The 25063-nt window shown below is 58.1% G+C and carries 26 protein-coding genes and 1 pseudogene; 15 read left to right on the top strand and 12 right to left on the bottom strand.

Translation table 11 applies throughout. From position 1 onward, the window contains the following. The first annotated feature begins 45 nt into the window (after nt 1–45). Nucleotides 46–258 carry a hypothetical protein gene (locus BSK43_RS15540; protein WP_077472285.1) on the top strand — a complete coding sequence of 71 codons (213 nt, stop codon included), beginning with the start codon at nt 46–48 and terminating at the stop codon, nt 256–258. 140 nt (nt 259–398) lie between these two features. Here BSK43_RS15540 and BSK43_RS15535 read toward each other — a convergent pair. Beyond that, nucleotides 399–611 (bottom strand): annotated as a pseudogene (locus BSK43_RS15535) (DUF2934 domain-containing protein); the annotation flags it as partial. A gap of 275 nt (nt 612–886) precedes the next feature. Between BSK43_RS15535 and BSK43_RS15530 the strand changes: the two are divergent. The 5 genes from BSK43_RS15530 to ligD all read left to right on the top strand — a co-directional run bounded on the left by BSK43_RS15530 (nt 887) and on the right by ligD (nt 5427). Continuing rightward, nucleotides 887–1048, top strand: coding sequence for a DUF1328 domain-containing protein (locus tag BSK43_RS15530; RefSeq protein ID WP_077472287.1), 162 nt, complete (start codon nt 887–889; stop codon nt 1046–1048). 33 nt (nt 1049–1081) lie between these two features. Further along, nucleotides 1082–1339 (top strand): hypothetical protein, encoded by a 258-nt coding sequence (locus tag BSK43_RS15525; protein WP_077472288.1) that lies wholly within the window; start codon nt 1082–1084, stop codon nt 1337–1339. 111 nt (nt 1340–1450) lie between these two features. After that, complete coding sequence (locus tag BSK43_RS15520) at nt 1451–1888, top strand: PPC domain-containing DNA-binding protein (protein WP_077472289.1); 438 nt, start codon at nt 1451–1453, stop codon at nt 1886–1888. A gap of 102 nt (nt 1889–1990) precedes the next feature. Then, entirely contained in the window at nt 1991–2872 is an 882-nt protein-coding gene (locus tag BSK43_RS15515; RefSeq protein ID WP_077472290.1) for a Ku protein, read from the top strand. 2 nt (nt 2873–2874) lie between these two features. After that, nucleotides 2875–5427: a DNA ligase D gene (gene ligD, locus BSK43_RS15510; protein ID WP_077472291.1), complete on the top strand. Its 2553-nt coding sequence runs from the start codon at nt 2875–2877 to the stop codon at nt 5425–5427. Nucleotides 5428–5465: 38 nt separating this feature from the next. Here ligD and BSK43_RS15505 read toward each other — a convergent pair whose 3' ends face one another. The 3 genes from BSK43_RS15505 to BSK43_RS15495 form a co-directional block, all read right to left on the bottom strand. Next, the gene (locus BSK43_RS15505) at nt 5466–6272 is read right to left on the bottom strand and encodes a Ku protein (protein ID WP_077472292.1); all 807 of its coding nucleotides are present in this window, start codon (nt 6270–6272) and stop codon (nt 5466–5468) included. A gap of 78 nt (nt 6273–6350) precedes the next feature. Continuing rightward, entirely contained in the window at nt 6351–7958 is a 1608-nt protein-coding gene (locus BSK43_RS15500) for a DHA2 family efflux MFS transporter permease subunit (protein WP_077472293.1), read from the bottom strand. 1 nt (nt 7959) lies between these two features. Next, a complete protein-coding gene (locus BSK43_RS15495; protein WP_077472355.1) occupies nt 7960–9102 on the bottom strand; it encodes an HlyD family secretion protein in 1143 nt (380 codons plus the stop codon). A 286-nt stretch (nt 9103–9388) separates the two neighbouring features. On the opposite strand from BSK43_RS15495, the gene BSK43_RS15490 reads away from it, so the two are divergent. Continuing rightward, the gene (locus tag BSK43_RS15490; protein ID WP_077472294.1) at nt 9389–9736 is read left to right on the top strand and encodes a hypothetical protein; all 348 of its coding nucleotides are present in this window, start codon (nt 9389–9391) and stop codon (nt 9734–9736) included. Nucleotides 9737–9753: 17 nt separating this feature from the next. Here BSK43_RS15490 and BSK43_RS35095 read toward each other — a convergent pair whose 3' ends face one another. The 4 genes from BSK43_RS35095 to BSK43_RS15475 all read right to left on the bottom strand — a co-directional run bounded on the left by BSK43_RS35095 (nt 9754) and on the right by BSK43_RS15475 (nt 13329). Continuing rightward, the gene (locus tag BSK43_RS35095) at nt 9754–9891 is read right to left on the bottom strand and encodes a hypothetical protein (RefSeq protein ID WP_205910631.1); all 138 of its coding nucleotides are present in this window, start codon (nt 9889–9891) and stop codon (nt 9754–9756) included. A gap of 20 nt (nt 9892–9911) precedes the next feature. Beyond that, nucleotides 9912–11045 (bottom strand): DNA topoisomerase IB, encoded by a 1134-nt coding sequence (locus BSK43_RS15485; RefSeq protein WP_077472295.1) that lies wholly within the window; start codon nt 11043–11045, stop codon nt 9912–9914. An 86-nt stretch (nt 11046–11131) separates the two neighbouring features. Beyond that, complete coding sequence (locus BSK43_RS15480) at nt 11132–11995, bottom strand: alpha/beta hydrolase (protein WP_077472296.1); 864 nt, start codon at nt 11993–11995, stop codon at nt 11132–11134. A 50-nt stretch (nt 11996–12045) separates the two neighbouring features. Beyond that, nucleotides 12046–13329, bottom strand: coding sequence for a divalent metal cation transporter (locus tag BSK43_RS15475; RefSeq protein WP_136687051.1), 1284 nt, complete (start codon nt 13327–13329; stop codon nt 12046–12048). Nucleotides 13330–13575: 246 nt separating this feature from the next. Here BSK43_RS15475 and BSK43_RS15470 point away from each other — a divergent pair, with 246 nt between their 5' ends. The 4 genes from BSK43_RS15470 to BSK43_RS15455 all read left to right on the top strand — a co-directional run bounded on the left by BSK43_RS15470 (nt 13576) and on the right by BSK43_RS15455 (nt 15958). Further along, nucleotides 13576–13788 (top strand): hypothetical protein, encoded by a 213-nt coding sequence (locus BSK43_RS15470; protein WP_077472298.1) that lies wholly within the window; start codon nt 13576–13578, stop codon nt 13786–13788. A gap of 115 nt (nt 13789–13903) precedes the next feature. Further along, entirely contained in the window at nt 13904–14113 is a 210-nt protein-coding gene (locus BSK43_RS15465) for a DUF2934 domain-containing protein (RefSeq protein ID WP_077472299.1), read from the top strand. 370 nt (nt 14114–14483) lie between these two features. Next, nucleotides 14484–15404, top strand: coding sequence for a hypothetical protein (locus tag BSK43_RS15460; RefSeq protein WP_077472300.1), 921 nt, complete (start codon nt 14484–14486; stop codon nt 15402–15404). A 56-nt stretch (nt 15405–15460) separates the two neighbouring features. After that, entirely contained in the window at nt 15461–15958 is a 498-nt protein-coding gene (locus tag BSK43_RS15455) for a BON domain-containing protein (RefSeq protein WP_077472301.1), read from the top strand. 45 nt (nt 15959–16003) lie between these two features. On the opposite strand, the gene BSK43_RS15450 is transcribed toward BSK43_RS15455, so the two are convergent. Next, nucleotides 16004–17203: an alpha/beta fold hydrolase gene (locus tag BSK43_RS15450; RefSeq protein ID WP_246662589.1), complete on the bottom strand. Its 1200-nt coding sequence runs from the start codon at nt 17201–17203 to the stop codon at nt 16004–16006. 584 nt (nt 17204–17787) lie between these two features. Between BSK43_RS15450 and BSK43_RS15440 the strand changes: the two genes are divergently transcribed. The 4 genes from BSK43_RS15440 to BSK43_RS15425 all read left to right on the top strand — a co-directional run bounded on the left by BSK43_RS15440 (nt 17788) and on the right by BSK43_RS15425 (nt 22886). Further along, nucleotides 17788–18282 carry an Lrp/AsnC family transcriptional regulator gene (locus BSK43_RS15440; RefSeq protein ID WP_068396503.1) on the top strand — a complete coding sequence of 165 codons (495 nt, stop codon included), beginning with the start codon at nt 17788–17790 and terminating at the stop codon, nt 18280–18282. Nucleotides 18283–18403: 121 nt separating this feature from the next. Then, entirely contained in the window at nt 18404–19900 is a 1497-nt protein-coding gene (locus BSK43_RS15435) for an NAD-dependent succinate-semialdehyde dehydrogenase (RefSeq protein ID WP_077472303.1), read from the top strand. 30 nt (nt 19901–19930) lie between these two features. After that, nucleotides 19931–21310: an aspartate aminotransferase family protein gene (locus BSK43_RS15430; protein ID WP_077472304.1), complete on the top strand. Its 1380-nt coding sequence runs from the start codon at nt 19931–19933 to the stop codon at nt 21308–21310. A 145-nt stretch (nt 21311–21455) separates the two neighbouring features. After that, on the top strand, nt 21456–22886 hold the full coding sequence (locus BSK43_RS15425; RefSeq protein ID WP_077472305.1) for a PLP-dependent aminotransferase family protein: 1431 nt from the start codon (nt 21456–21458) through the stop codon (nt 22884–22886). Nucleotides 22887–22922: 36 nt separating this feature from the next. On the opposite strand, the gene ehuA is transcribed toward BSK43_RS15425, so the two are convergent. From ehuA to ehuC, 3 genes are read right to left on the bottom strand one after another with little or no spacing between them, the layout of a single operon-like run. Then, nucleotides 22923–23687: an ectoine/hydroxyectoine ABC transporter ATP-binding protein EhuA gene (gene ehuA, locus BSK43_RS15420; RefSeq protein ID WP_068396490.1), complete on the bottom strand. Its 765-nt coding sequence runs from the start codon at nt 23685–23687 to the stop codon at nt 22923–22925. Next, nucleotides 23684–24376, bottom strand: coding sequence for an ectoine/hydroxyectoine ABC transporter permease subunit EhuD (gene ehuD / locus BSK43_RS15415; protein WP_077472306.1), 693 nt, complete (start codon nt 24374–24376; stop codon nt 23684–23686). The genes ehuA and ehuD overlap by 4 nt, the downstream gene beginning before the upstream one ends. Then, a complete protein-coding gene (ehuC, locus tag BSK43_RS15410; protein ID WP_077472307.1) occupies nt 24373–25038 on the bottom strand; it encodes an ectoine/hydroxyectoine ABC transporter permease subunit EhuC in 666 nt (221 codons plus the stop codon). The genes ehuD and ehuC overlap by 4 nt, the downstream gene beginning before the upstream one ends. Nucleotides 25039–25063: the final 25 nt, after the last annotated feature.

Below are 25063 nucleotides of genomic sequence, written 5' to 3'. Positions count from 1 at the left end.
CAGACAATGGATTGCAGACGCTATCGATCCTTTTCGAGGAATAGAATGATGAACAACAGCGCTCAGGACCTTGCAAACGAATACCTGCGACTGGGTGGACGCCGACTCCTGGTGATGGATGATAATATTCTGTCGACCAAGAGCTGGGAGCCCGATCCGGTGGAAGCCGAAACCTTCTGGAAAGAGGAAATAGAGGGGCTTGCTCCCAGACGCCGCAACGAAGTCATGTCTTTTTTACCCTCAATCAATGTCACCTAGAGCGGCGGCGGCTAGGATTCAGAGCTATCGTCTTTGACGATGCCGACCGGTGCCATCCTCCTGAGTTGAGCATTCAGGATTTCGTATAATGATCAGCGTTCGGCGATGTTACCGTTCTTCCGTTTAGGCGGCGACCGGCCAAAATCCCCGCTTTCGCCAGCGGCTTGAAGCATGGCTTCGTCATCACGGTCGTCCTCATCAATCAGATCCGTAAGTGTCTCGTGCTCATTGTCTTCCTCCAGTTCATCGGCGGCTTGCAGCCAATGCCGCATTGCCGCTCCCTCCGGGCGGCCTTCCTCCTCCCATAGCTCGTAAGCGCGGCGGCGGATCTGCTCGTGTTTGTCAGTGGCCATCGTTCCTCCTCACCCAAGTGGGTTATCTGCCAATCCATTCTGGCTTGGTAGTAACTCGGCCTTCTGGCCTTTGTTCCGACTATCATCGCCAATAACGAAGACTTCAAATCCAACGTCGGCGGCGATCGCCAGCGGGCCTGTTCGAACGGGTCGCCAAGCATGAGTACACGCCTCAATATCGTTGTGATTCAATCAATTAATAGACCTCCTGTTCATTGCGAGGAACCAAGCATGGTTTGCGTCGTTGTCCCATCGTAACAACTTTGGAGGCAAAGATGCTCTATTACGCGCTGGTATTTCTAGTCGTGGCCCTTATAGCAGGCGCGCTCGGGTTCGGTGGCATTGCGGGTGCATCGGCGTCTATCGCTCAAATCCTTTTCTTCATCTTTCTCCTATTGTTCGTCGTATCGCTCGTCATGCGCCTGGCAAGACGGTAAGCGCCAGAAGGCGCCATAATGGAGGATAAGGGGATGACTGTTACCTACCATGTTGGAAAGCACGATGGCGGATATGGCTACCGCCTTGGAGACGTTTGGTCTGAGACCTTCCCGGACCACGACACCGCGCTTGCCGCGGCCAAGGCGGCGGCCGAACGCCAGAATCTCGAAGGTCGCGACGCCGAGATTGCCTATCAGCTTCCCGATGGCGGCTGGCATACGGAACACGCCGATGGCGGAGACCGCCCCGATACCAACGTTATCGATGACGAAGGCGGACGAGCCTCATGAGCAGATTGGCGACATCATGCCCCCTGCAGCCGCGAATTGCGGACCGAGGCCAGTCCAAGCGGATTTGCCGATTGCCCAATCCCATGACGCCAATATGGCAAGGAATTCCTCATGAACTTCAAAAAAATCAGCGAGGTAGACGGCCAAAAGACCTACGTCGTCGTACTCGACACCAAAGAAGAAGCCCACTCCGCGCTCGCAACATTTGCGACGGAACAAGGATTGACGGCAGCTTCGATCAGCGCCATCGGTGCTTTCGAAGAGGCAACTGTAGGCTGGTTTGATTTTGCCGATCGCAGTTACCGCAAGATTCCCGTCACCGAGCAATGCGAGGTGCTGAGCCTCATCGGCGACATTGCTACGGGTGATGACGGCAAGGCGAGCCTGCATCTCCATGCTGTCCTTGGCCTGAAGGATGGCTCGACCCGCGGAGGCCATTTTCTCGACGGAACCGTTCACCCGACATTGGAGGCAACGATTGTCGAAGCGCCAGGCCATCTTCGACGCCGCCATCAAAAGGATCTCGGGATTGCCCTGATCGATATCTGATTTCCTTTCGCGCCGATGCCGCCAAGACAGACGCCCTCTGCCGCTCGAGGAACAATGCTCGGCGTATCTCGTTTGATTCGAGTATTGATCTGGAGTTGTCATATGGCCCCGCGCGCGCAATGGAAGGGATTTCTGAAATTTGGCGAGGTGAGCTGCGCGGTGGCCCTCTACACCGCCGTTTCGACGTCTGAGCGGATCTCCTTCCATACCCTCAACCGGGAAACCGGCAATCGCGTGAGGCGGGAGTTCGTCGACAGCGAGACCGCGAAACCCGTCGAACGCGATGATCAGGTCAAGGGCTATGAGATCAACAAGGACGACTACATCGTCCTTGAACCCGACGAGGTCGCTGCTGCAGTTCCGGAAAGCGACAAGATCCTCCACGTTACGGCGTTTCTTGCGTGCTCCGATATCGATGACGTTTATTTTGATCGGCCTTACTATCTCGCTCCTTCAGCCGCCGCCGGCGAAGAGGCCTTTGCGCTGATCCGCGAAGGAATGCGCAAGCAGAAGGTCGCCGCGATCGCCCAGACAGTTATTTTCCGGCGCCTGCGGACGCTCATGATCCGCGCGCATGGAAAGGGCTTGATCGCCACGACCTTGAACTTCGACTACGAGGTTCGCCCGGTGGACGAGGCCTTCGAAGATGTGCCGGATATCAAAATCAAGGGCGAGATGCTCGATCTCGCCAAACACATCATTGCCACGAAGAAAGGTGCATTCGACGCGAGCGCGTTCGACGATCGCTACGAGGCGGCGCTCACCGAGCTCGTCAAGGCCAAAGTCGAAGGCAAGCCGATCCCGGTACGCAAGCCCACCAAAGTGACCGATGTCACCGATCTCATGGAGGCTCTGCGAGAGAGTGCCGGCTTGCGCAATGGCGGCAAATCGAAACGGGCAGCGACGAAGTCGGGTTCTGCGCGTGGAAAGACAGCGAAATCGAACCCGCGGACTCCATCACGGCGTGAGCGCAAGGCGAGTTGACAATGGCGCTAGAGGATTACAACCGTAAACGCGATTTCGGCAGAACAGCAGAGCCGAAGGGCCGGGCGGCCAGAAAGCGAAAGCCTGCCGGCAACAGCTTCGTCATTCAAAAGCATGCGGCGCGCCGGCTTCATTACGATTTTCGCCTTGAGATGGATGGCGTGTTGAAAAGCTGGGCCGTCACCAGGGGACCGAGCCTGCTCGTCGGCGAGAAGCGGCTCGCCGTACAAACGGAGGATCATCCTCTGGAATATGGCGACTTCGAAGGCACCATCCCGAAGGGCGAATACGGTGGCGGCACCGTCCTTGTCTGGGATCGCGGCTCCTGGACGCCGCTCGGCGATCCCCATAAGGGTTACGCCAAGGGCCATCTCGAATTCGAGCTGCATGGAGAGAAACTGGGAGGTCATTGGCATCTGATCCGCATGGCCGGAAAGCCACGGGACAAGAGAGAAAACTGGCTGCTGATCAAGGGCGAAGACGATGCGGCTCGACCGGAAGGCGCATCCGACATCCTCGATGATCGACCGGAATCGGCCAAAACGGGCAGAGAGATCGACGAGGTCAAGGGAGAAGAGCCAGGCTGGTCCTCCAGGACGGGTAGGATCGATCGCAGGAAACCCAAGCTGAAGAACAAGCCCGAACCCACTCCCCCGGATGCGGCGCCCGCCCTCGCCGAACCGTCTACCGTGAAAGGTGCAAAAAAAGCGGCACTCCCGACCTTCGTCGAGCCTGCTTTGGCAACCCTGGTGTCAAAGCCGCCGCTCGGAGCACGCTGGCTTCATGAAATCAAATTCGACGGTTATCGGCTCGAGGTTCGCATCGAGGCCGGCCGCATCAAGTTGCTGACCCGCAGCGGCCTCGACTGGACGGCAAAGTTCGGCAAGGACATTGTCGGCGCCTTCAAGGACCTGCCCGTCGGCGCGGCCATCATCGATGGAGAGCTGGTGGTGGAACACGCAGCCGGCGCTTCGGATTTCTCCGCATTGCAATCGGATCTCAGCGAGGGCCGCAGCGATCGCTTCGTCTTCTACGCGTTCGATCTCATCTATCTCGACGGCTATGATCTCCGGGCTTGCCCGCTGGTCCAGCGTAAGGAACTGCTGCAGCAGATCATACCCGCGGAGACCGGGACCCTGCGTTTCAGCAGCCACTTCGATGCGAATGGTGATCTGTTGTTGAAGCATGCCTGCCGGCTGAGCCTCGAAGGCATCGTTTCCAAGGTGGCGAGTGACCCTTATCGATCTGGGCGCGGAAAGACATGGGTTAAATCGAAATGCTCGTCGCGCCAGGAGTTCGTCATTGCCGGCTGGGTCGCCTCCAGCACCTCCAGAAAGGCTATCGGATCGCTGGTCCTTGGCGTCTACGACAAGGGCAAGCTCGATCACGTCGGCCGCGTCGGCACGGGTTTCAGCAATGTCGTTGCCGAGCAGCTCTTCAAAAGACTGAGCCGCCTGAAGGCCGACCAAAGCCCCTTTGCGGCGACACTGACCGCCGAGGAAAGTCGAGGCGTCCGCTTCGTGCAGCCCGATTTGGTGGCAGAGGTCGAATTCCGAACATGGACAGCCGACGGGCATTTGCGCCACGCCTCTTTCCGCGGTCTGCGCGAAGACAAGGATCCCTTGGAAATCGTGCGCGAGGTGCCGAAAGCTGCGGCGAAGGCACGGGCAACACCTGTCCGACCCAACGTGACCCTGACCCATGGCGACCGCCTCTATTGGCCGGACGAGGGTGTGACCAAGGCTGGGCTTGCCGACTATTATGCTGAAGTCTGGAGCCATATGGGGCCGTTCATCGTCGGTCGACCCTTGGCGCTGGTCCGTTGCCCGAACGGGATCAATGGCCAGCACTTCTTCCAGAAGCACGCGTGGAATGGCATGAACCGGAATATTGCTCTAGCCAAGGATCCTAAAGACGAAGAGCCCTATGTCAGCATCAACGGTCTCGATGGGCTGATCGGCCTGGTGCAGGCAGCGGTCCTTGAGATTCATCCATGGGGATCGATGATCGGCAATTGGGAGAAGCCGGACACCATCGTCATGGACCTCGATCCGGGGCCTGGTGTCGATTGGAGCGAGGTGATTGCTGCGGCGGAGGAAACGCGAGAGCGGCTGATACAGGCAGGGCTTACCCCCTTCGTCAAGACATCGGGCGGCAAGGGTCTGCACATTGTCTGCCCGCTCGTGCCGAACGCTGAATGGCCGGAGATCAAAGCCTTTACGAAGGGTATCGCTGATGCGATGGCATCTGACAGCCCCGGACGTTACGTCTCGACCATCGCCAAATCGAAACGGAAGGGAAAGATCCTGATTGACTACCTTCGCAACCAGCGAGGCGCCACGGCGGTAGCGCCATATTCGACGCGCGCCCGTCCGAGCGCCGCGGTTTCCATGCCTCTGTCATGGGATGAGCTTAGCCCCGCCATCGGACCTGACTATTTCACCGTGCTCAACGCGCCGGCAAGGCTTGGCGCACTTCGTTCAGACCCATGGGCCGAATTCAAGACATCGGCCGTGCCGCTACCTGCCGAGAAAAGACGGAAGCGCAGCGTCTGAGGCCGGCCATTCTCACGTGATTAACGCAACCTCGACCCCTACCGTTTCTTTGCGCCGGCTTCCTGCGAAAGGCTCTTTCGAAGCGCGTCCATGATGCTGATGACATTGCCGGGCGCCGCCTCTTCATCAGCTCGAGCCTTTGCAGGGCGTTCGCGGCCCTTCTTTCTGGATGCGATGATGTCGAGCAGTTTTTGCTGCACGGGATCGGCAACCATGCCGGGATCCCACGGCTTGGTGCGTTCCACGATCAGTTTTCGCACCAGGCCCAGCAGCTTCGAATCCACTGATTTCGCCTCGATATCGCCGAAATAGTCCCCCTCGCCGCGCACTTCATCGCCAAATCGCAATGTCCATAATATGATACCCTTGTCTCGTGGTTCCAGCATGACCGCCCGCTCGCGGCGGTACATGACCAGCCGCGAGACTCCGATCATTTGCGTGGCCGCCATGGCATCGCGGATGACACAATAGGCTTCCTCACCGACGGCATCATCCGGCGTCAGATAGTGCGGCGTGTCGAGCCAGATCCATTCGATACTGTCGCGCGGCACGAACATTTCGATATCGATCGTGCGCGTGCTCTCAAGCGCCACCGCATCGAGTTCGTCGTCTTCCAGCATGACGTAATCGCCCTCGCCCCGCTCATATCCTTTGACCTCACCATCTTCGTCCACGGCTTTGCCGGTGACGTTGTCGATGTAGCGGCTGACGACACGGTTGCCGGTGGCCCTGTTAAGGGTGTGAAAGCGAACCTTTTCGTTTTCGCTCGTTGCCGGCGCCATCGCAACCGGGCAGGTCACGAGCGAGAGTTTCAGATAACCTTTCCAGAACGAACGGGGAGCCATGAGTTTCCTCCTATATCGGAACTGAACGGGCTCACCTGGGCTTGGTTCCCCGATCGACACTGCAATCACGAACCCGGCTCAATGCACGCCTCCGCCGCCACCTTCCTTCAAATCGACATTGCTGAGGATCAGGGCGAGCGGGATGGCGCACAGTACGATCAGCATCAACACATGGAAAACGTCAATATAGGCCAGAAAGCTCGCCTGGGTCTGCACCTGCTGCCCGATCCAGGCAGTGGCCTGTGCCTGCGCATCCGCCGTGGTCGCCCCCTTTTCGGCAAAATAGCGCGACATGGTCTGCAGTGTCTCATGATAGGCCGGCGAGGATGGCACGACATGCTCGACAAGCCGACTTTGATGCCATTGCTGGCGGTGCGCCAGCACGTTGGATGCGATGCATACGCCGATCGAGCCGCCGATGTTACGGCCAGCATTGATCATGGCCGACGCCTGATTGGTCTGGTCTGGCCGAAGGCCATAATAGGAGGCTGAGGTGATCGGGATGAAAATCAACGGCAGGCCAAGTCCGATATAAAGGCGGGACCAGACGAAGAAGCCGAAGTTGAGGCCAGGATAGAGCGAGGTTAGCTGCCACATGGACACCGCGATGATCGCCGCACCGACCGCGATCATGTATTTCGGTTGGATCACCGAACTGAGGCGCCCCGCGACAAACATCATCGCCATGGTGACGAGGCCGCCGGGTGACAGGGCGAGACCGGCCCAGGTGGCGGTATATCCGTAATTCTCCTGCACCACCTGCGGGATAAATTGCGTGGTGGCGATCAGGATGGCACCGGTTGCCATCATGACGATGAAGCAGGCCCCGAATTGCCGCGTGCCGAGCAGCCACCCGTCGATGATCGGATTGGCCTTGGTCAAGACCCAGGGGATGGCCAGAAGGAACGCCAGAACGCATATTACCGTCGTCGAGATGATGAAGCCGGAGCCGAACCAATCCTCGGTCTGCCCGCGATCGAGGGTGAGTTCGAGCGAGCCGAGAAAGGTGGCAACCAGGAGGAAGCCGACGAGATCAAAACGGACACCGCTTTTGCGAAACTCCTGGCGCTTCCGTTCGATTTCCGGCGTCTCCTTCAACAGGGCATAGACGAGCGCGAACGCAAAAATGCCGACGGGGCCGTTGATGAGGAAGCACCAGTGCCAGGAGAAATTATCCGATAGATAACCGCCCAGCGTCGGCCCCACAACTGGCGCGACCACGACGGCGACACCGAAGAGTGCGAAGGCCTGTCCTCGCTTTGCCGGCGGAAAGGCATCGGCGAGGATCGCCTGCGAGGTCGGGATCATGCCGCCGCCGGCGAACCCCTGGATGACCCGGAACAGCAGCAATGTCTGCAGATTCCAGGAAAGGCCGCACAGAACCGAGGCGATCGTGAATGTGGCGAGACACAGGAGATAGAACCGCCGCCGCCCGAAACGTTCCGAAAGATAGCTGCTGGCGACAAGCACGATGGCGTTGGATACCAAATAGGTCGTCACCACCCACGACGCCTCGTCGGAGCTGACGGCAAGGCCGCCTGAGATATAACGAAGCGCGACATTGGCAATCGTGGTGTCCAGCACCTCCATGAACGTCGCCAGCGACACGACCATCGCGATCAGCCAGGGATTGATGGCGCGGGGGGATGATGAGGCGGCTCCGTCTGCTGTGCTTGCCCCGCTCATCCTAAGTCCTCGGGCGAACCGTTACCGTCGGGACCACAGACATGCCGGGACCAATGGCCACGTCCGCCGGCCATTGGTCGACGGTGATCTTGACCGGCACGCGCTGGGTAACCTTCACATAGTTGCCGGTAGCGTTTTCGGCAGGAAGCAGCGAGAAGGCAGTGCCGGATCCGGGCTGGACGGAGGCGACCTTGCCGTGCATCGTCTGATCGGGATAGGCGTCGAGCGTGACATCCACGGGCTGGCCAGGCCTCATATCCGTCAGTTGCGTCTCCTTGAAGTTTGCCGTGATCCAGATCTCGTCGGGCACGAACATCGAGATGGCCTGACCGGCATCGATATATTGTCCCTTGGCGCCCGTGAGGCGAACGACACGACCCGGTTGGGCTGCGGTAATTGTCGTGTAGCTCAGGTTTTGCTGGGCCTCCTCGGCTTGCGCCTGCGCTTGCTTGAGGCTCGCGAGCGCACTGGATTTCTGGGCCTCGGAGACGACTTTGTTTTTCAGCGCCGAAGTGATGTTCGCCTGCATCTGTGCAAGGCTCGCCTGGTCCTGCTGAAGCGTCGCCGTTGCCTGCTGCACGGACTGGACGCTGCCGGATCCGGTCTTGCTCAGTTGCTGCTGGCGAGTGGCTTCCTGCTGCGCATATTGAAGGGCGGCTTCCGCCGAATTCTGCTGCGCCTTCGCAACGTCGACAGAGGCGTTTGAAGCCTCGATTTGCGCACTTGCGCTGTCAACAGAGGCCTTGGCAACCTCCACCTGCCCGTTCGCTTGGTCAAGAGCGATCTGATAATCGCGCGGGGCGATCTTCAGGATAACATCGCCGGCCTGGACATGCTGGTTATCGGTGACCGGAACATCGGCGACATAACCTGAAACCTTGGAGGCAACCGAGAAGCTGCGCGCATCGACGAAGGCATCATCGGTCGATTCATAGGGGTAAAAATAGATCTTCCAGGCGAACCATGACGCAACAATCAAGACTGCAACCACGACAATGCCGAGCACGATCCAGAAAGGGTGACGGCGGATGAATGATGGTTGTTTCGCTTGTGAGGCGGTCGGTTGGCGATCCGCTTCGCCGGCGGCCTTTCGCATCGGTCTGTCCTGCGGCATGTCCATCGTAGTCGATTGATTGTCAGCCATGATATGACCTGTCTTCTGGGGTTCGCTTGCGAGCGACGGATCAGTGCTGAAGGAAACTTTGGCCGTGCGCGCTGAATTGCGCGTGCTCATATTCAGACGAAGGGCCTGCGCGGCAAAAAGTAAGTCTCTCGAGCATTGGGGGGAGGCTCGCAATGGTTTCGGGCTAATCCCAAGACGAACTGATCGCGGTTCAATTTGTTCCATCCCCGCCGTGGTCTTCTCCTTTGGGAACCCTCACCCCCGCCCTTCGTTATGTCTGGAAGACCATACGAATGGAGGAAGTATCATGAGCAACGAAAGCAAGGTCGGCTCCTATGCACTCACTGCATTTTTCGACGATGAATATGATGCGGAAGCTGCAGTGCAAGCGCTTATAGATGCCGGCATACCCAGAGACGCCGTCACCATGACACCAGGCAACCGCCCGAATGCCGACCCTGTCGACCATCTCGGTTTTCTGGATGCCCTCACGGGAATATTCTTTCACGAAGAACAACGAGCCGCGTATGCAGCCGCACTCGAGCGCGGCGGGACGCTGGTCACTGTGCAGGAAATGAACGAGACACAACATTACATCGCGTTGCCTATCCTGGCTGAGAAAGGCCAGATCGACCTCAATGAGCGCGAGCGTTAAGCCTTAGACCCTTAAGGTCAAGGTTTCGGCTCCGGTTGTTCGATAGGGCCATGCGTGACGGCACCAGGGTCTCGGCCGTCGGTCGAGCTAAACGGCTTGATGACGAGAATGGCCAGGACGGAGGCGACCAGCACGCCGAAAATGATAAGCATCATGGTGCGCATGGGGTTCCTGCCTAGGGCGATCTGCAGACGACAAGATCGTTGGCGTGACCCACGAAGTCGCCTGCTTGGCGGGAGGTTGCTTCAGCCCGCCTCTTGAGCCAGCGCCGGACGCGAATCTCTTCCAGGTCCATCCATTGAAGCAAGCGCTCGCTGTCTGTCCGAATCTTCAAAAGCGCGCGCAGATTCCCGCGCTTAAAGTCGCCGAAGACCGCTGGATGGATATAGGAGGATCTGCAGACGGAGCGCGTGTTGACGAGCCTTGATGCGACGATATCAATCGCCTCGTTGATCTGGCGCGCGATGGCTCGTTCCGATGATTCGACCTCCAACGGCGCGAGTAGCACCGCTGCCATGCAGGTAGCGCCCCAGGTTCTGAATTGACGAGAGGTGAACTCACCTCCGGAGGCTTCCCGGATATAGGCGTTCACATCCTGCGAGGAAATTTGCCGGAAACTACCTTCTTCGCTGACATATTGGAAAAGCTGCTGTCCGGGTAGCTCCTGCAAGCGTCGCACGACATTGGCAATTCGACGATCGGTATGGACGAGATTCCATTCCTTGCCGGACTTCCCCTTGAAGCGAAATCTGACGCGTCCTCCCTCGACATGGACATGACGATTTCTAAGGGTGGTGAGGCCATAGGATCTATTTGCTTCCGCATATGCTGCGTTGCCGACGCGAATGTAGAGATTGTCCAACATCCAGACCAATGTCGCCAAGGCCTTGTTCATGGTCAGGCCGCGAGAACGCAGATCGGCGTCAACCCTCTCCCGGATATCGGGAAGACGATCAGCGAACGCGACGAGTTGGTCGAATTTGGCGCGACCACGCTCTGAATGCCAATCCGCATGGTAGCGATATTGCTTGCGACCGCGGGCATCTGTTCCGATCGCCTGCAGGTGAGAGCGAGGATTTTCCGAGATCACGACATCCACATAGGCCGGAGGAATGGCCAATGCGTTCAGACGGGCGATTTCTTTGATGCTGGTGATCCGGCGCCCGTCCGGCATATAATAGCGAAACCCATTCGCTCCCTGCCTCCGACTGATGCCATTTTCCAGATCGGAGATATAAATGAGTCCAGAGGAAAGTGCCGCTTCGGCCGCAGGGATCGCAATATCAACGGTGGAGATCATCTGGTCCATGCTCTCCATAACTCCGGTAAGCCTCGCGAGTTCCCTGGAGCTATTCAAGCCGAACCACTCGATACCAGGCGAACCGGTGTCAATGCTCAGCGCTCTCGAAAGAAATGCAGCAGCGCGTTCGAAAGAGCGGTCGGATTCTCCTCCGCAATATGGTGGCCGCTGTCGATAGCGTGGCCGCGAACATTGTTGGCCCATGAGTGCCATATCGCCAGAGGGTCGCCGAAATGCACCGCCAGATCGTCGCGGCTCGACCATAGACAGAGCAAGGGACAGGCAATCTTTCTTCCAGCCGCCCGGTCTTCCAGTTCGTGCTCCCGATCCACGGTAAGTCCGGCCCGATAATCCTCGATCATGCCGTGAACAACAGCGGGATCATGGATCACAGCGAGAAGATCGGCATAGGCATCGTGCCCCATCATGTCTGGAACAATCTTGTCGTACCATGCCAGCGGTTTGGCATTGATCGCTCGCTCGGGCTTTTCCGGCTGCGCGAAGAAGAACCAGTGATACCAATCGCGCGCAAACTGCCAGTCCATTCTGTCGAGATGTTCGATGATGGGAATGCTGTCGATAACGGCGACCTTCTCGATGATGTCGGGAAAATCCATCGCCAGCCGAAAGGCCACATAGCTGCCGCGGTCATGTCCGGCCACCGCAAACTTGTCATGCCCGAGCGCGTTCATGAGATTGCGACAATCGCCCGCCTTGGCGCGCTTTGACGAACCATTGTTGTCTTTTTCGTCCGCAGGCTGAAACGACTTGCCAAAGCCTCTTAGATCGGGACAGATCACGGTGAAGTGCGGCGAAAGCAGATCGGCCACGCTGCCCCATGTCATGTGCGTGCGAGGATGCCCATGGAGTAACAGCAGCGGCGGTCCCGAGCCTCCATATCGAACACGCAAGGTCCCCGCCCCCACATCGATCATGGCAAGCTCAAAGCCGTCGAACATGTCTGCCTCTCTGACTTGACGAGTTTAATGAGGCCTAGCAACGGCCGCTTTCAGAAAAAAGCCGTCACTGCCATACCGACAACTGCCAAGAACATGGCGAGGCATGACGCCCAACCCAAAACCCTCAAGCCTCTGCCGATGACAAACTGCTTCATGACCTTTTGATTGGACGCGATCAGCATCAGAATGACCATGACGGGAACAGCGACCACTCCGTTGATCACGGCACTCCAGAACAGCGCTTTCATCGGCGGGATAGGGGTAAAATTCAGCAGCATACCAATGACAGTCGCCAGCCCGACGGTGGTATAGAAGGCCTTTGCCTCGCTCGGCTCACGCGACAGCCCCACTTTCCAGCGCGCGGCTTCGCCTACGGCATATGCCGCCGATCCAGCAAGAACTGGCACGGCCAGAAGACCGGTTCCTATAATGCCAGTCGCGAAGATAATTTTAGCGAAATGCCCGGCAAGCGGTTCGATGGCTTTCGCCGCATCGATGGAACTCTCGATATTCGTCTTGCCCGCCTTGTTGAGGGTGGCGGCCGTTGTCGTGATGATAGCCAGTGCGACGACATTGGATGCCGCCATGCCTATCAGCGTGTCCAAGGTAATCCTGGTATTCGCCTTCCTTGCTTCCTTTGGATGTTCGGTCAGCGCCTCCTCTTTCGGCTTTTCCTTCAGATCCTCTGCCTCCTGCGGGGCCTGCCAGAAAAACAGATAGGGGCTGATGGTCGTCCCGAAAATCGCTACGATCATTGACCAATAACTTGGATCCATCTTGAATGTCGGCAGCACCAGTCCGCGCCCAAAGCTCGACCAGTCGACATGCACGACGAACAGCGTCGCAATGTAGGACAGCAATGCCAGGCTCAACCACTTCAAAACCGCGACGTAGCGCTTGTATTTAAGTAGCACCTGCAGAAGGACACATATGACGCCGAAAGCGGCGACATAGAAGAGCGCATAGCCATTCACCAACAGCTTCGCCGCGTCGCCCATCGCCCCGAGGTCAGCGCCAAGATTGATGATATTGGCAATCAGAAGCGGGACGGTGATAGCCATGCCGACCCAGCCCGGATAGCATTTCGCCATGCTGCCGGCCAATCCCCGCCCCGTGGTCCTGCCGATACGGGCACTGATGATCTGGATCGCCACCATCAGTGGATAGGTGAAGATCAGGGTCCAGCTAGCCGTGTAGCCGAACTGCGCTCCGGCTTGTGAATATGTCGCTATTCCGCTCGGATCGTCGTCCGAGGCACCAGTCACCAAACCTGGCCCGAGAATTTCCAGAATTCTCGGTTTTGAAGACTCCACCACAGCACTTTTGTCGTCCATTTGATAACCGCTCATGGCTGCCTCCCAGCAGAAGCCGGGACTGGACGATTTGTCGGTCGCGGTGCCAGTGAAGTGTGCGACATGGCTGTTTGTTCCAGAAAGCCTAGGGCAGGTAAAAAGAATGCAACTGCAGGAACTTGGACGCCGACCTGGATGGTATTCCAAATGCCTGCAGTTGTATTTTGATCAGGAGGGAACTTTCAGCCGCCCCATCGATTTGCATGGTCACAACAAGGAGATTCAGGGATGGAAACACAGCAGGCTTTGCGACGCCGACCGACAAGGGGAGCTCCCTATTCATTGGCGGAATTCCAGAAGAAGTACGGCCTCGACGACGATATCGCCGAAAATCTCTTCGTCCGGTTCGGGCCTTCGGCGATCGAACTCGATTTGCTCATGAAGGCAAAACGTCGCGCACCCTCTTTCCATGAGCTGACGAAAGATATGCCGCATCGATAAGGGACGGCAAGACACGCCCTCCCCAGTCATACGTCAGAATTCATGGCCTTAAAAAATGCCCGTCCTCGGACTTGGCAGGATCGAATCCGTATCCGGACAACAAGGAGCAAATTCAATGGACAACAGCGAAGAAAGTCGCCGCGAACGAGCCTATCGGATCTGGGAGGAAGAGGGACGGCCAGAAGGGCGTGACCTTGATCACTGGCAGCGAGCCGAAGATCAGCATGAAGAAACTGAAAAGGAGGCCGATGAAGCCTTGGCGATTGAAGCGAAGGCCAAAAAGGACCGCACTGGCAATAAAAGCAAAGACAACGGAAATCCGTAGGTTCTCCAGGAATGGTCTTTGCACCGGACCGGACCAGCTGCACGGCTGCCTTGCCTCCGGTGTCACAAGCGTCTCCGTAACTCGTGTCTTACCTTATCGCGACCTCGTGCTCTGATCCGCCGCGGGCCGGCAGATAGTGATGCATGCGGTGATCGCAACTCGAAAGCCGGCAAGACGACGGCGGAGATTCGAAACGGTCAATTGTTTCCTAGAAGGGAACAAGCAGTTGCCGTCCGCGTTGCTGACATGAAGAAAATCAAAATCTTTAGAGGAGTTTACAGTCATGGGTCGCGGCATTCTTCTTTGGCTACTGGGTATTCCACTCCCTATCGTCATCCTCCTCGTTATCTTCATGCGATAGGAGACGAGCATGTCAATTTCAGACGCGCCGGGTGCAATCCCCGTCGAATCCTCACAATCGGCACTGACATGGGGCCCGATCATCGGCGGCGCCGTTGCTGCGACAGGCATCAGCCTCATTCTGCTCTTGCTTGGTAGCGGCGTGGGGCTGACCATGGTCTCTCCCTGGCAGGGTCAAAGCGCATCGGTTGGCTCGCTAGCGATCTCGTCCGCAATATGGCTCGTGATCGTGCAGTGGCTTTCATCCGCACTCGGAGGTTATCTCACTGGTCGACTTCGAACAAAATGGGCTGCGGTTCACACTGACGAGGTATTCTTCCGGGACACCGCTCACGGTTTCATCAGTTGGGCTCTGGCTACCCTGTTTGTCGCAGGTTTCATTGCCTTGTCGTTGACGTCGCTCGCCGCCACCGGCAGTCGGGCAATCGGTGCTGCAGCATCAACGGCCGTCACCGCCACGCCTTCTGCTTCTTCGACTGCAAATCCTTCGGTATCCTATTTTGCCGACGCATTGCTGCGCCCCGACAAAAACCCGCAACGCGTCACGAGCGATGATAATGCCGCACTTGCCGAGGTCTCAGGTATTCTGCTGAACGGTGCCGTCCAGGGACAGATTCCCGACGACGACAAGACCTACCTTGCCACGGTTGTTGCCGCCCGAACCGGGTTGTCGACTGACGATGCCAAGGCGCGGGTGGACACCGTCCTGAAACGCATCGACGATGCCAAAGTCGCTGCCCAGAAAGCCGCGGATGCTGCCCGTAAAACGGCTGCTACAACTGCATTGCTCGGCGCTCTATCACTGCTCATCGGCGCATTCATTGCCTCTGCTGCGGCCGCGCTCGGCGGATCCCAACGCGACGAAGAGGAAGACCTGATCGGGACTGGTAACCTGACTTCCCCAACCTCGCGCCGGTCCGTGACCGGATGATCTAGCGGGTCAGATGGTGCGTGCATCCTCTGGCCCTCCTCAAGAAGGAGATCGACATGAAAGAACCCAATAAACGGAAGCCGTTGTCGCGAGAAGAAGATTATCGAGACTACGAGGAGCGTGATGAGCGCGAAGGATGGCCATATTCGGATGAAGACGCCAATTCCTCGTCCAACCCCGAGAACACGGCATATGGTGACACCGCTGCAAACTTCGACGAAGAGCCTAGTTCCGGTTTCATCATCGACGCGGCAGACGCGACAGGTTCCGAAGAAGACACAGCCCACACTCTCGGGCCCCTTTCAGCAGACAGAATAGATAGCGATCAACTGGAAGCCGAAATAACGGAGCGTCTTGCGGGGGACAATGATATCGATGCCGACGGTATCGACCTCAGGGCCGAAAATGGCATCGTCACCTTGGAGGGCAGCGTCGACACAGCTCGGGTGGCTCGAAATGTTGAAACGCTTGTCCGATCGGTGGCAGGTGTTATCGAGGTTCGCAACAATTTGCGTACAATGGGTGTCGATTCCCATATTCCGCCCGACGCATAACGGCGGCTCGCTTCCGCAGCTCCGATAGAGAAGCCGCGGAGTGCCCTATTGCGGACTGACGACTTTACTGACCAATCGAAAGGGACTGGCGATCGTAGCTCCCGCTGCGTCGAAAATGAAAGCCCCGACCTGCGCCGGCGATCGGTTCGCTTTTGCACCGTCCAGCGATGCCAGTTGTGGATACAGCTTGGCTAGGCTCACAAAGCGATCATGACCAAGGCCGTCCGTCCCCTTGACCGAGGTAATGTCAACGACCTTGATCCCGTATTTAACTGCAGTCTCCCTGATTTGGGGGTCATCGATATCAAAGCGGCCTACTCTTGGATGATCGGCGTCAAGAAAACTGGAAGCGGCAAGCGCGCGATCGTCTTTGGAAACCAGCAGGGTGAGCGGTATCTTCATTTTCCCAATCACGTCCATCTGCTTTCGAAAAACATCGGCGTCGATGTCCGGCGCGGCGAGCACGATGCTCAGCCGCGACAAGACGTCATCCCGTCCCTCGAGTTTGAGTTGCCGTGCCGTCTCCATGATCAAAAAGCCACCCATACTGTGCCCAAACAGGATGAGGTCGCCGTTCGCCTGATCAGCTGAGAGAGAGATCAGAAGCGAGGCGAGATAATCTCGGGAATAGAGCACGGATTCGCGATCGGCAATGTAGCCCGTGAGGGCACCTTGCGATGGCCAGGCGAATAGAACGGGAACGGCGTCAATGTTCGCGTCGGCCGCCATCTGCGCCAGCCTGAAAAGCGATTCCTGAAACGTGTAGTTATATCCATGCACAAATATGCCGACAGGCCGTCGTTTTCCCTGTTGAACGACGACATCCTTGTTAAAGGCGGGCGCCGTCAGCGTGCTTTGAGATGTGACAACGAAATCGGTTTTTGCATTCGGCTTGCCTTTCGGCCACTCGATTGTCGAAGCCTTGTGGTCCGGCGGGATCGATATCGTATATTTCGCGTAGTTCAGATCCTCCGCCCGTCCCGTCGAAAATCCGTTATCGTTTTTCTCGTCCTTTGCCCGGGTCGTCGCCGTGTAGATCGCAACCTCTTTCGTCCTCACATCCTTTGTCGAGACGACCTTGAGAACATCCGGCCCGGGGCGTCCGGCACATGCATTGAAGGCGAGAAGGATGCCAGCCAGCGCGAGGAAACGCGGAAGGCGATGGAAAGATGCGAGAAGCGGCATTCTGCTGGGATCCAGTACGCTGTATTTTTGCAGGCTGTTCGATGTGGCCGCCGCGGACATGCTCGCAGGAGAGCGCTATCCTACCAGAATTCAGTGCTACTGGTTATCCTGACATCACACTATAAGCAACAGCCAAAGCCTTCAATGCCGGCCCCCAAAAGAGCTCTTAACGTGACGGCGCGCATGCCGCCTTCCGGCGCTTGCCGGCAAATGACGCGCCGCTGCGAACTCCGAATAGGCATCGTTGTAAATCATGATGCCGTCCTCACCCCACAGGGTGACAATGGGCACAGGCGATTGGAGCAGCGTCGAGATCGTTGTCTTCAGGCTTCGCGGCCAATGTTCGGGCTTACCCAGCGACGTCGAAGATCAATCGAAGGCGCCAATCAATCTAGCCAGCTCACCATCGTGGGCCAGGAAAAGGAACGCAGCGTCCGTCATCTATCTGTGGCTTCCGCTCAGCTTTCGTTGGAAATTTGTAGGCCCAAGCATCCAATCAAGGTCGACGCGGCTGCAGACGTGCTCCTGAAAGCGGACAAGATGGTATCTTTAAATCATGCTCATGAGCGCCAGCATGCTTGTCAGTCTCACCTTCAGATGCCATTGGTCTTGAGATCTGAAGTGGTGCAAGCAATCTTTTGAACATGAAACTTGACGCGATCGACCTGCGTATACTGGACGCCATTCAACGTGATGGCCGCATCACCAAACTTGCACTGGCGGACAAGGTGGGACTGTCACCGACACCATGCTGGCTGCGCCTGCGCAAGCTGGAAAAAGCAGGAATCATCACCGGTTATCATGCGAAGCTGTCCCTACGCCGGCTGGCGTCCGTCGCCAGCGTCATGGTGGAAGTCACCCTGACCAATCATCGACAGGCCGACTTCGAGCGCTTCGAGCGGGCGATTGCGTCCATCCCGGAAATCGTCGCCTGCTGGGCTGTCGGGGGCGGCGTGGATTATATCCTGAAGATTACAACGTCGAATATCGACGCTTATCAACGCCTAATCGACAATCTGCTTGATCGCGATCTCGGCATCGAGCGTTACTTCACCTACATCGTCACCAAAACCGTGAAGGAAGAAATCGTTCTTCCGGTGGGGGATCTTCTTTCCGGCGAACTTCCTGACGGGGAATAGAGAAACTCTCTACAGTCTTTTTCTTCTTTAGCTTTTTTCTCCTTTCAGACCATGACCAATAGACAATGTCTCGCGAGTATCCGTGAGAGCATCGTGTCATCTGGAAAGAGAGACCTTGCCGATGACCGCGCTCCACGCCCGTGCCAGTTATCATGAAGCCCTGTCGAGACTGAACGACCGGCATTTGTTGCGAAACCTCTCCTATGTCGGCGGCTGTTGGATCGCAGGCAAGGCTGGCAAGAATTTCGAGGTCACGGATCCCGCATCCGCCGCAACGCTTGGCTGGGTTACCAGCCTCGACCAGAGAGAAGCCTACGAGGCCATTGACACAGCGGCTGCAGCTCTTGCTGCATGGCGTTTACTTCTGCCTCAGCAGCGCTCATCCATCCTGCGCAAATGGCACGAATTGATAATCGAGGCACGCGAAGATCTGGCGCTGATCATGACTTTGGAACAGGGTAAGCCGCTCAACGAATCCCGCGGCGAGATCGATTATGCAGCGGGGTTCGTTGAGTGGTATGCCGAGGAAGCCAAGCGCATCAATGCAGAGGGTGTCACGAGCCATCTGCCGGGCGCTGAAATGATCGTCCGCCGGGAAGCGCTTGGCGTTGTCGGCATCGTTACACCCTGGAACTTTCCGACCGCCATGATCACTCGCAAGGCAGCTGCTGCGCTTGCCGCCGGCTGCACCGTTGTTGCCCATCCCTCGTCCGAAACACCCCTGTCGGCGCTGGCGCTGGCCGAGCTTGGCGAACGCGCCGGCCTCCCCGCGGGCGTCTTCAACGTGCTTACGGGCGATGCGGCAACCATCGTCGGTGCCTTTTGCGATGATCAGCGAGTGAGGGCATTGAGCTTCACCGGCTCGACCGACATCGGCAGGCTCATCGCCGGCCAATGCGCCGCGACCATGAAGCGCCTCATTATGGAGCTGGGCGGTCATGCGCCTTTGGTCATTTTCGACGATGCCGATCTCGATCGCGCTGTCGACATCGCTGTTAACGCCAAGTTCGCAACCTCCGGCCAGGATTGCCTCGCCGCCAACCGCATCTTCGTTCAGCGTCCGATCATGGAGGCATTTATTGCCGCGTTCCGCAAGCGCATCGAAGCCCTGAAGGTCGGCAATGGACTGACCGATGCTGTCGATATCGGCCCGCTCATGCACGAGCGAGCTGTTGCGAAAGTCGAAGAACAGGTCGCCGACGCCCTGAAGCATGGCGCAAGGCTTGTCGTTGGTGGGAAACGCCACTCGGCTGGGCCCCTCTTCTTCCAGCCGACATTGCTCGTCGATCCCTCCACGGACGCTCTCATCATGCATGAGGAGACATTCGGACCCGTTGCGGCTGTGACCGCCTTTGACACGGAGGAGGAGGTCGTCGCTCGCGCCAACGACACGGAATATGGTCTTGTCGCTTATGTGGTGACGAGCAACGGCGCGCGGCAGATGCGGCTCGGGCGGGCGCTGGAATACGGCATGGTGGCTGTGAACCGCGTGAAGATCACCGGTGGTCCGATCCCCTTTGGTGGTTGGAAGCAATCTGGCCTCGGCCGGGAAGGCTCACGCCACGGCATCGAGGCCTTCACCGAGCTCAAATATATCTGTGTCGACACCACAGCCTGACGCTCCTGATACGGAAAAAGGAACCAAACCATGCTAGACAAGCGCAACGACCTGAACGCCTGGGACCGGGATCATTTCTTCCATCCCTCGACCCATATGGGAATGCATGCGCGCGGCGAAACCCCGACCCGCATTATCACCGGTGCCGATGGCGTTTACATCACCGACACCAACGGCCGGAGGAGCCTCGACGCCTTTGCCGGCCTCTATTGCGTCAATGTCGGCTATGGTCGCCAGAAAATCGCCGACGCAATCGCCGAGCAGGCCAAGAACCTTGCCTATTATCACGCCTATGTCGGCCATGGCACGGAGGCATCGATCACGCTTTCCAAGATGATCATCGACCGTGCGCCCGAAGGCATGAGCCGCGTCTATTTCGGTCTCTCCGGCTCCGATGCCAACGAGACCAACATCAAGCTGATCTGGTACTACAACAACATTCTCGGTCGCCCGGAAAAGAAGAAGATCATCTCGCGCTGGCGCGGCTACCATGGCTCGGGCGTCATGACGGGCAGCCTCACCGGTCTTGAACTCTTCCACAAGGCCTTCGACCTGCCGCGGGCGCCCATTCTTCACACCGAAGCTCCTTATTTCTTCCGCCGGGAGGACCGGTCGATGAGTGAAGAACAGTTCGCGCAACATTGCGCCGACAAGCTGGAGGAACTGATCCTTGCTGAAGGCCCTGAGACGGTAGCGGCCTTCATCGGCGAACCGATCCTCGGCACCGGCGGCATCGTTCCACCACCGAAAACCTACTGGCGGAAGATCGAGGCCGTTCTCGATAAATACGATGTTTTGCTTGTCGCCGACGAAGTCGTCACGGGCTTCGGGCGTCTCGGGACCATGTTCGGCTCCGATCATTACGGCATGAAGCCGGCCCTGATCACCATCGCCAAGGGCCTGACCTCGGCCTACGCGCCGCTTTCGGGTAGCATCGTTTCCGACGAGATGTGGCAGGTTCTCGTCAAGGGATCCGACCAGATGGGCGCCATTGGCCATGGCTGGACCTACTCGGCACATCCTATTTGCGCTGCCGCCGGCATCGCCAATCTCGAATTGGTTGACGAACTTGGCCTCGTCGAAAACGCGGGTTCAACGGGTGCCTACTTTCGTTCCGAACTTGCCAAGGCAGTCGGCAGTCACAAACATGTCGGAGAGGTTCGCGGCGAAGGGCTGATGGCAGCCGTCGAGTTTGTGGAAGACAAGGACGATCGCAAGTTCTTTGACCCCTCGCAGAAGATCGGCCCGCAGGTAGCAGCAGCATTGCTCGAACGTGGCGTCATCGGCCGCGCCATGCCGCAGGGCGATATTCTCGGCTTTGCGCCCCCACTTTGCCTGACGCGGGACGAAGTCGACACCGTTGTCAAGGCGGCGGCCGGCGCGATCGAAAGTGTGCTCTCAAACCGCTGAGGCGGTCCCCGACGGAGACACCCCGTACGTTTGCGGGATAATCAGGCGGTCCGTCGTGAACAATGGGCCGCTTGATCACATTCGGTCGTCGCCAGACGGCGATCGATAGTGTAGATGGATTGCGATAATTGTACCGGATCAATCCATGTATCGTCATGATTCAAAAGACCAGGACAATGGCGCCTGGAGACCCGTCCTTCAGCATCGCAAGGGCGTAACCAAGCACAAGCTGCTCACGGACAAGATCATTGCCGACATCGATGAGGGAATTTTGCCGGTTCACGCGCAGATGCCGACCCATCGCGATCTTGCCCATGCGCTGGAGATCTCGGTCCAGACCGTGAGCCTCAGCTACAAGGAGGCCGAGCGCCGTGGCTATTTGCGCGGCGAAGTTGGACGCGGGACCTTCGTGCGCAGCCGCGTTACGGAACGCGCCGACAGCTTCATGCTCGATCGCGATCCAAGTGGCAGCGCAGATCTTTCCATCATCCGGGCCGTTTATACCGAGGCGCATGAGCGCTCGGCCCGCGAGTTGATGCAAGCTCTGGCCGAGAGCGACAATAGCAGCTTCATGCGCCCCTGCCGGCCGATTGCCGGACTTGATGCCCATCGCTCGGCAGCACAAGTCTGGCTCGACGGTCTTTCGGTCAAAGCCGATCCCGATCGGATCCTCATCACCAACGGCGCCGCCCATGGCCTGTTTCTGGCCGTCGCATCGGTCGTGCGTCCCGGTGAAGTCGTTTTGACAGAGAACCTGACCGATCACGGTATCATCGGCCTTGCCAATGTTCTGGGCTTTACCCTGCGCGGCCTGGCGACAGATCACGAAGGTATTCTCCCCGAGGCTTTCGAGGCTGCCTGCGCCATCGGAGATGTGACGGCGCTCGTCATCGTTTCCTCGCTCGGCAATCCCACCAGTCACGTAATGGGGGTGGAGCGCCGTCGTGCGATCGCAGGAATAGCGCGTCGGCACGGCATCTTCGTCATCGAGGACGAAGTCTACAAACCGATGCTGCGCGATCCCCTCCCCTCCATGCCGGATCTCATCCCCGAACTCGGCTTCTTCGTGACCAGTTTCACCAAGTCGGTCATGACGGGTCTGCGCATCGGCTATCTCGTCGTGCCGGCGCACTATTCCATCCGTGCAGCATCGATCCTCCGCGTTACCGGATGGAGCGCTACAAACGTCGTGGCCGAAATGGCCTCCCGTTGGGTTCTGGATGGAACCGCCAACACTCTGGTTGCCGTCCAACGAAGCGAGGCGGAAGCACGCCAGGCGATCGTATCGGACGTGATGGCACCGTTCGTTGCCGGCAGCCATCCTCTTTCACTTTGCGCATGGCTATCCGTTCCCGATCGTTGGACGGAAGAGGGTCTTGTGCGTGCGCTTGCCCGAAAAGGCGTCGCGGTCACGCCATCCGATCCGTTTGTTGCGGGCGGAGAGCGCCCGGTCGGCGGCATCCGCATCTGTCTCGGCGGACGCCTGTCTCACTCCGCACTTCGCTCGGCGCTCGAAACCGTTCGCAGCACCTTCGAGCAGCTGCCACCCGTCTTCGACGTCGGCTCGATCGTTTAGGCCAGCAATACGGGATTGGTTCGATGCCTGCGCCCGTCACAGGATCGAGCCGAGAAACTCCTTGGTTCGCTCTTGCCTTGGCGCGCTGAAAATCTCTTCCGGCTTGCCTTGTTCGCAGATACGCCCCTTGTCGAAGAAGCAGACGCGATCGGATACTTCGCGGGCAAAGCGCATCTCGTGGGTTACGAGCAGCATCGTCAGATCGTGCTCATGCGCGAGATCACGGATGACACCGAGCACTTCGCCGACAAGCTGTGGATCAAGCGCCGACGTCGGCTCATCGAACAACAGGACGCGCGGGCGCATGGCGAGGGCGCGGGCGATTGCGACGCGTTGCTGTTGGCCTCCTGAAAGCTGGCTGGGATACTGATCTTTCTTTTCCGAAAGACCGACCATGCGCAGCAGATCGACGGCGCGGCACTCGGCTTCAGCCCGCCCCAGCCCAAGCACGCGAATAGGCGCCTCAACGACATTGCGCAGCACGGTCATGTGCGGAAACAGATTGAAGCTCTGAAATACCATGCCGACATGGGTGCGGATCTGGCGCAGATGGGCTTCGCTCGCCAGGAACCGTCCTTTGCCGTTGTCCTGGTGGTAGGACATGCCCGCTAAGTGCAAGGCTCCCTCCTGGAAAGGTTCCAACGTCATCAGGATACGCAGAACAGTCGATTTTCCCGAACCGGAAGGGCCGATCAACGTCACCTTCTCGCCGGGCGCAACATCGAAACTGAAATTATCAAGCACGGTGAGGTGACCATAGCGCTTGGTCACGTCTTGAAAGCGGATCAATGGTTGGGTCATCGCAGCGCAATTCCGTTTTTCGGCAACGTCTTTTCGAGCCAATGGATGGCTGCCGAGCAGACGAGCGTGAGGATGAGAAAGATCAAGCCGACAAGGGAAAGCGGCACCAGATATTCGAATGTCCGGTCACCAATGAGATTGGCAAGATTGAGCATGTCAACCACTGTGACGACGGACAGGACAGGCGTTTCCTTCAACATGGAGACGAGATAGTTGCCCATGGCAGGCACGATGCGCGGAATCGCCTGCGGGATGATGATGTCCCAGTAGGTGCGGCCGCGACCGAGATTGAGTGCTGTTGCGGCTTCCCATTGCCCACGCGGCACCGCATCCAGACCGCCGCGATAGACCTCCGACGTATAGGCTGAGTATTGCAGGCCGAGCGCCAGCGCGCCGGTGAGGAAGGCGGGCAGGACGATGCCGTAAATCGGCAGTACATAGTAGAGAAAGAAGAGCTGGACGAGCAGCGGCGTATCGCGGAGGAATTCGATGACGAACGCCGTCGGCCATGAGATTACGAGGAAACGGCTTCGCCGCAACAGGGCGAAGACCAGGCCAAGAATGAGAGCAATCGCAAAGCCGACGGCGGCGGCCTCCAGCGTTACGATCAGCCCAATGCCGAGAATGGGCAGGATCGACCATGCGAAAGACAACGTTGTCGATGTATCCCAGGTGAAGCCATACATCATGCAGGCGCCCTCCCTGGGAACGCGGCACCGCGACGAAAGATCGTCTCCAGCCAGCGCATGAAGGCAACCAGAATGAGTGCCATGATGAAATACCCAATGAGCGTCAGTGAATAGATGGTGACACTGTCCAGCGTAATGTTGCGCAATTGCTGTGCCTGAAACGTCAAGTCGCTGATGGAAATCAACGATACCAGAGCGGTATCTTTGAGGTTCTGGACGGCGAGATTGCCAAAGGCCGGCATCATCTCGACGACGGCCTGCGGCAGGACGATGCGAAAGAGCGTCTGCCCTTGCTTGAAGTTCAGCGCGCGCGCCGCCTCGTGCTGTGAATCGGGAACGGACTGCAACGCACCGCGCACGACTTCGGCGCCATATGCGCCAATATTCAGGGCCAGACCGGCAATACCGGTCGTGATGGGATCGAAGGAAATCCCGATCAGCGGCAACGCGTAGTAAAGCCAGAAAAGCTGCACCAGCAGCGACGTACCGCGAAAGATCTCGATATAAACGATCGCGATCCAGGATAGCAGCCGTCCGCCCGCAAAACGCGCAAGGCCGGCCGCAAAAGCAAAACCTGCACCGAGTAACGTCGAGGCGATGGCTATAAGCGCCGTCACCTCCGCGCCCTTCAGCAATGCCGGCAGATAGTGTGTCCAGCTCATGTTCTGATCACCTCCATTCCGGAAT

The organism is Rhizobium sp. P44RR-XXIV, from assembly GCF_001999485.2.
Taxonomy (GTDB): domain Bacteria; phylum Pseudomonadota; class Alphaproteobacteria; order Rhizobiales; family Rhizobiaceae; genus Rhizobium.
Note: the sequence above shows the minus strand (reverse complement) of the source record. Positions and strands in the feature narration are given on the sequence as shown.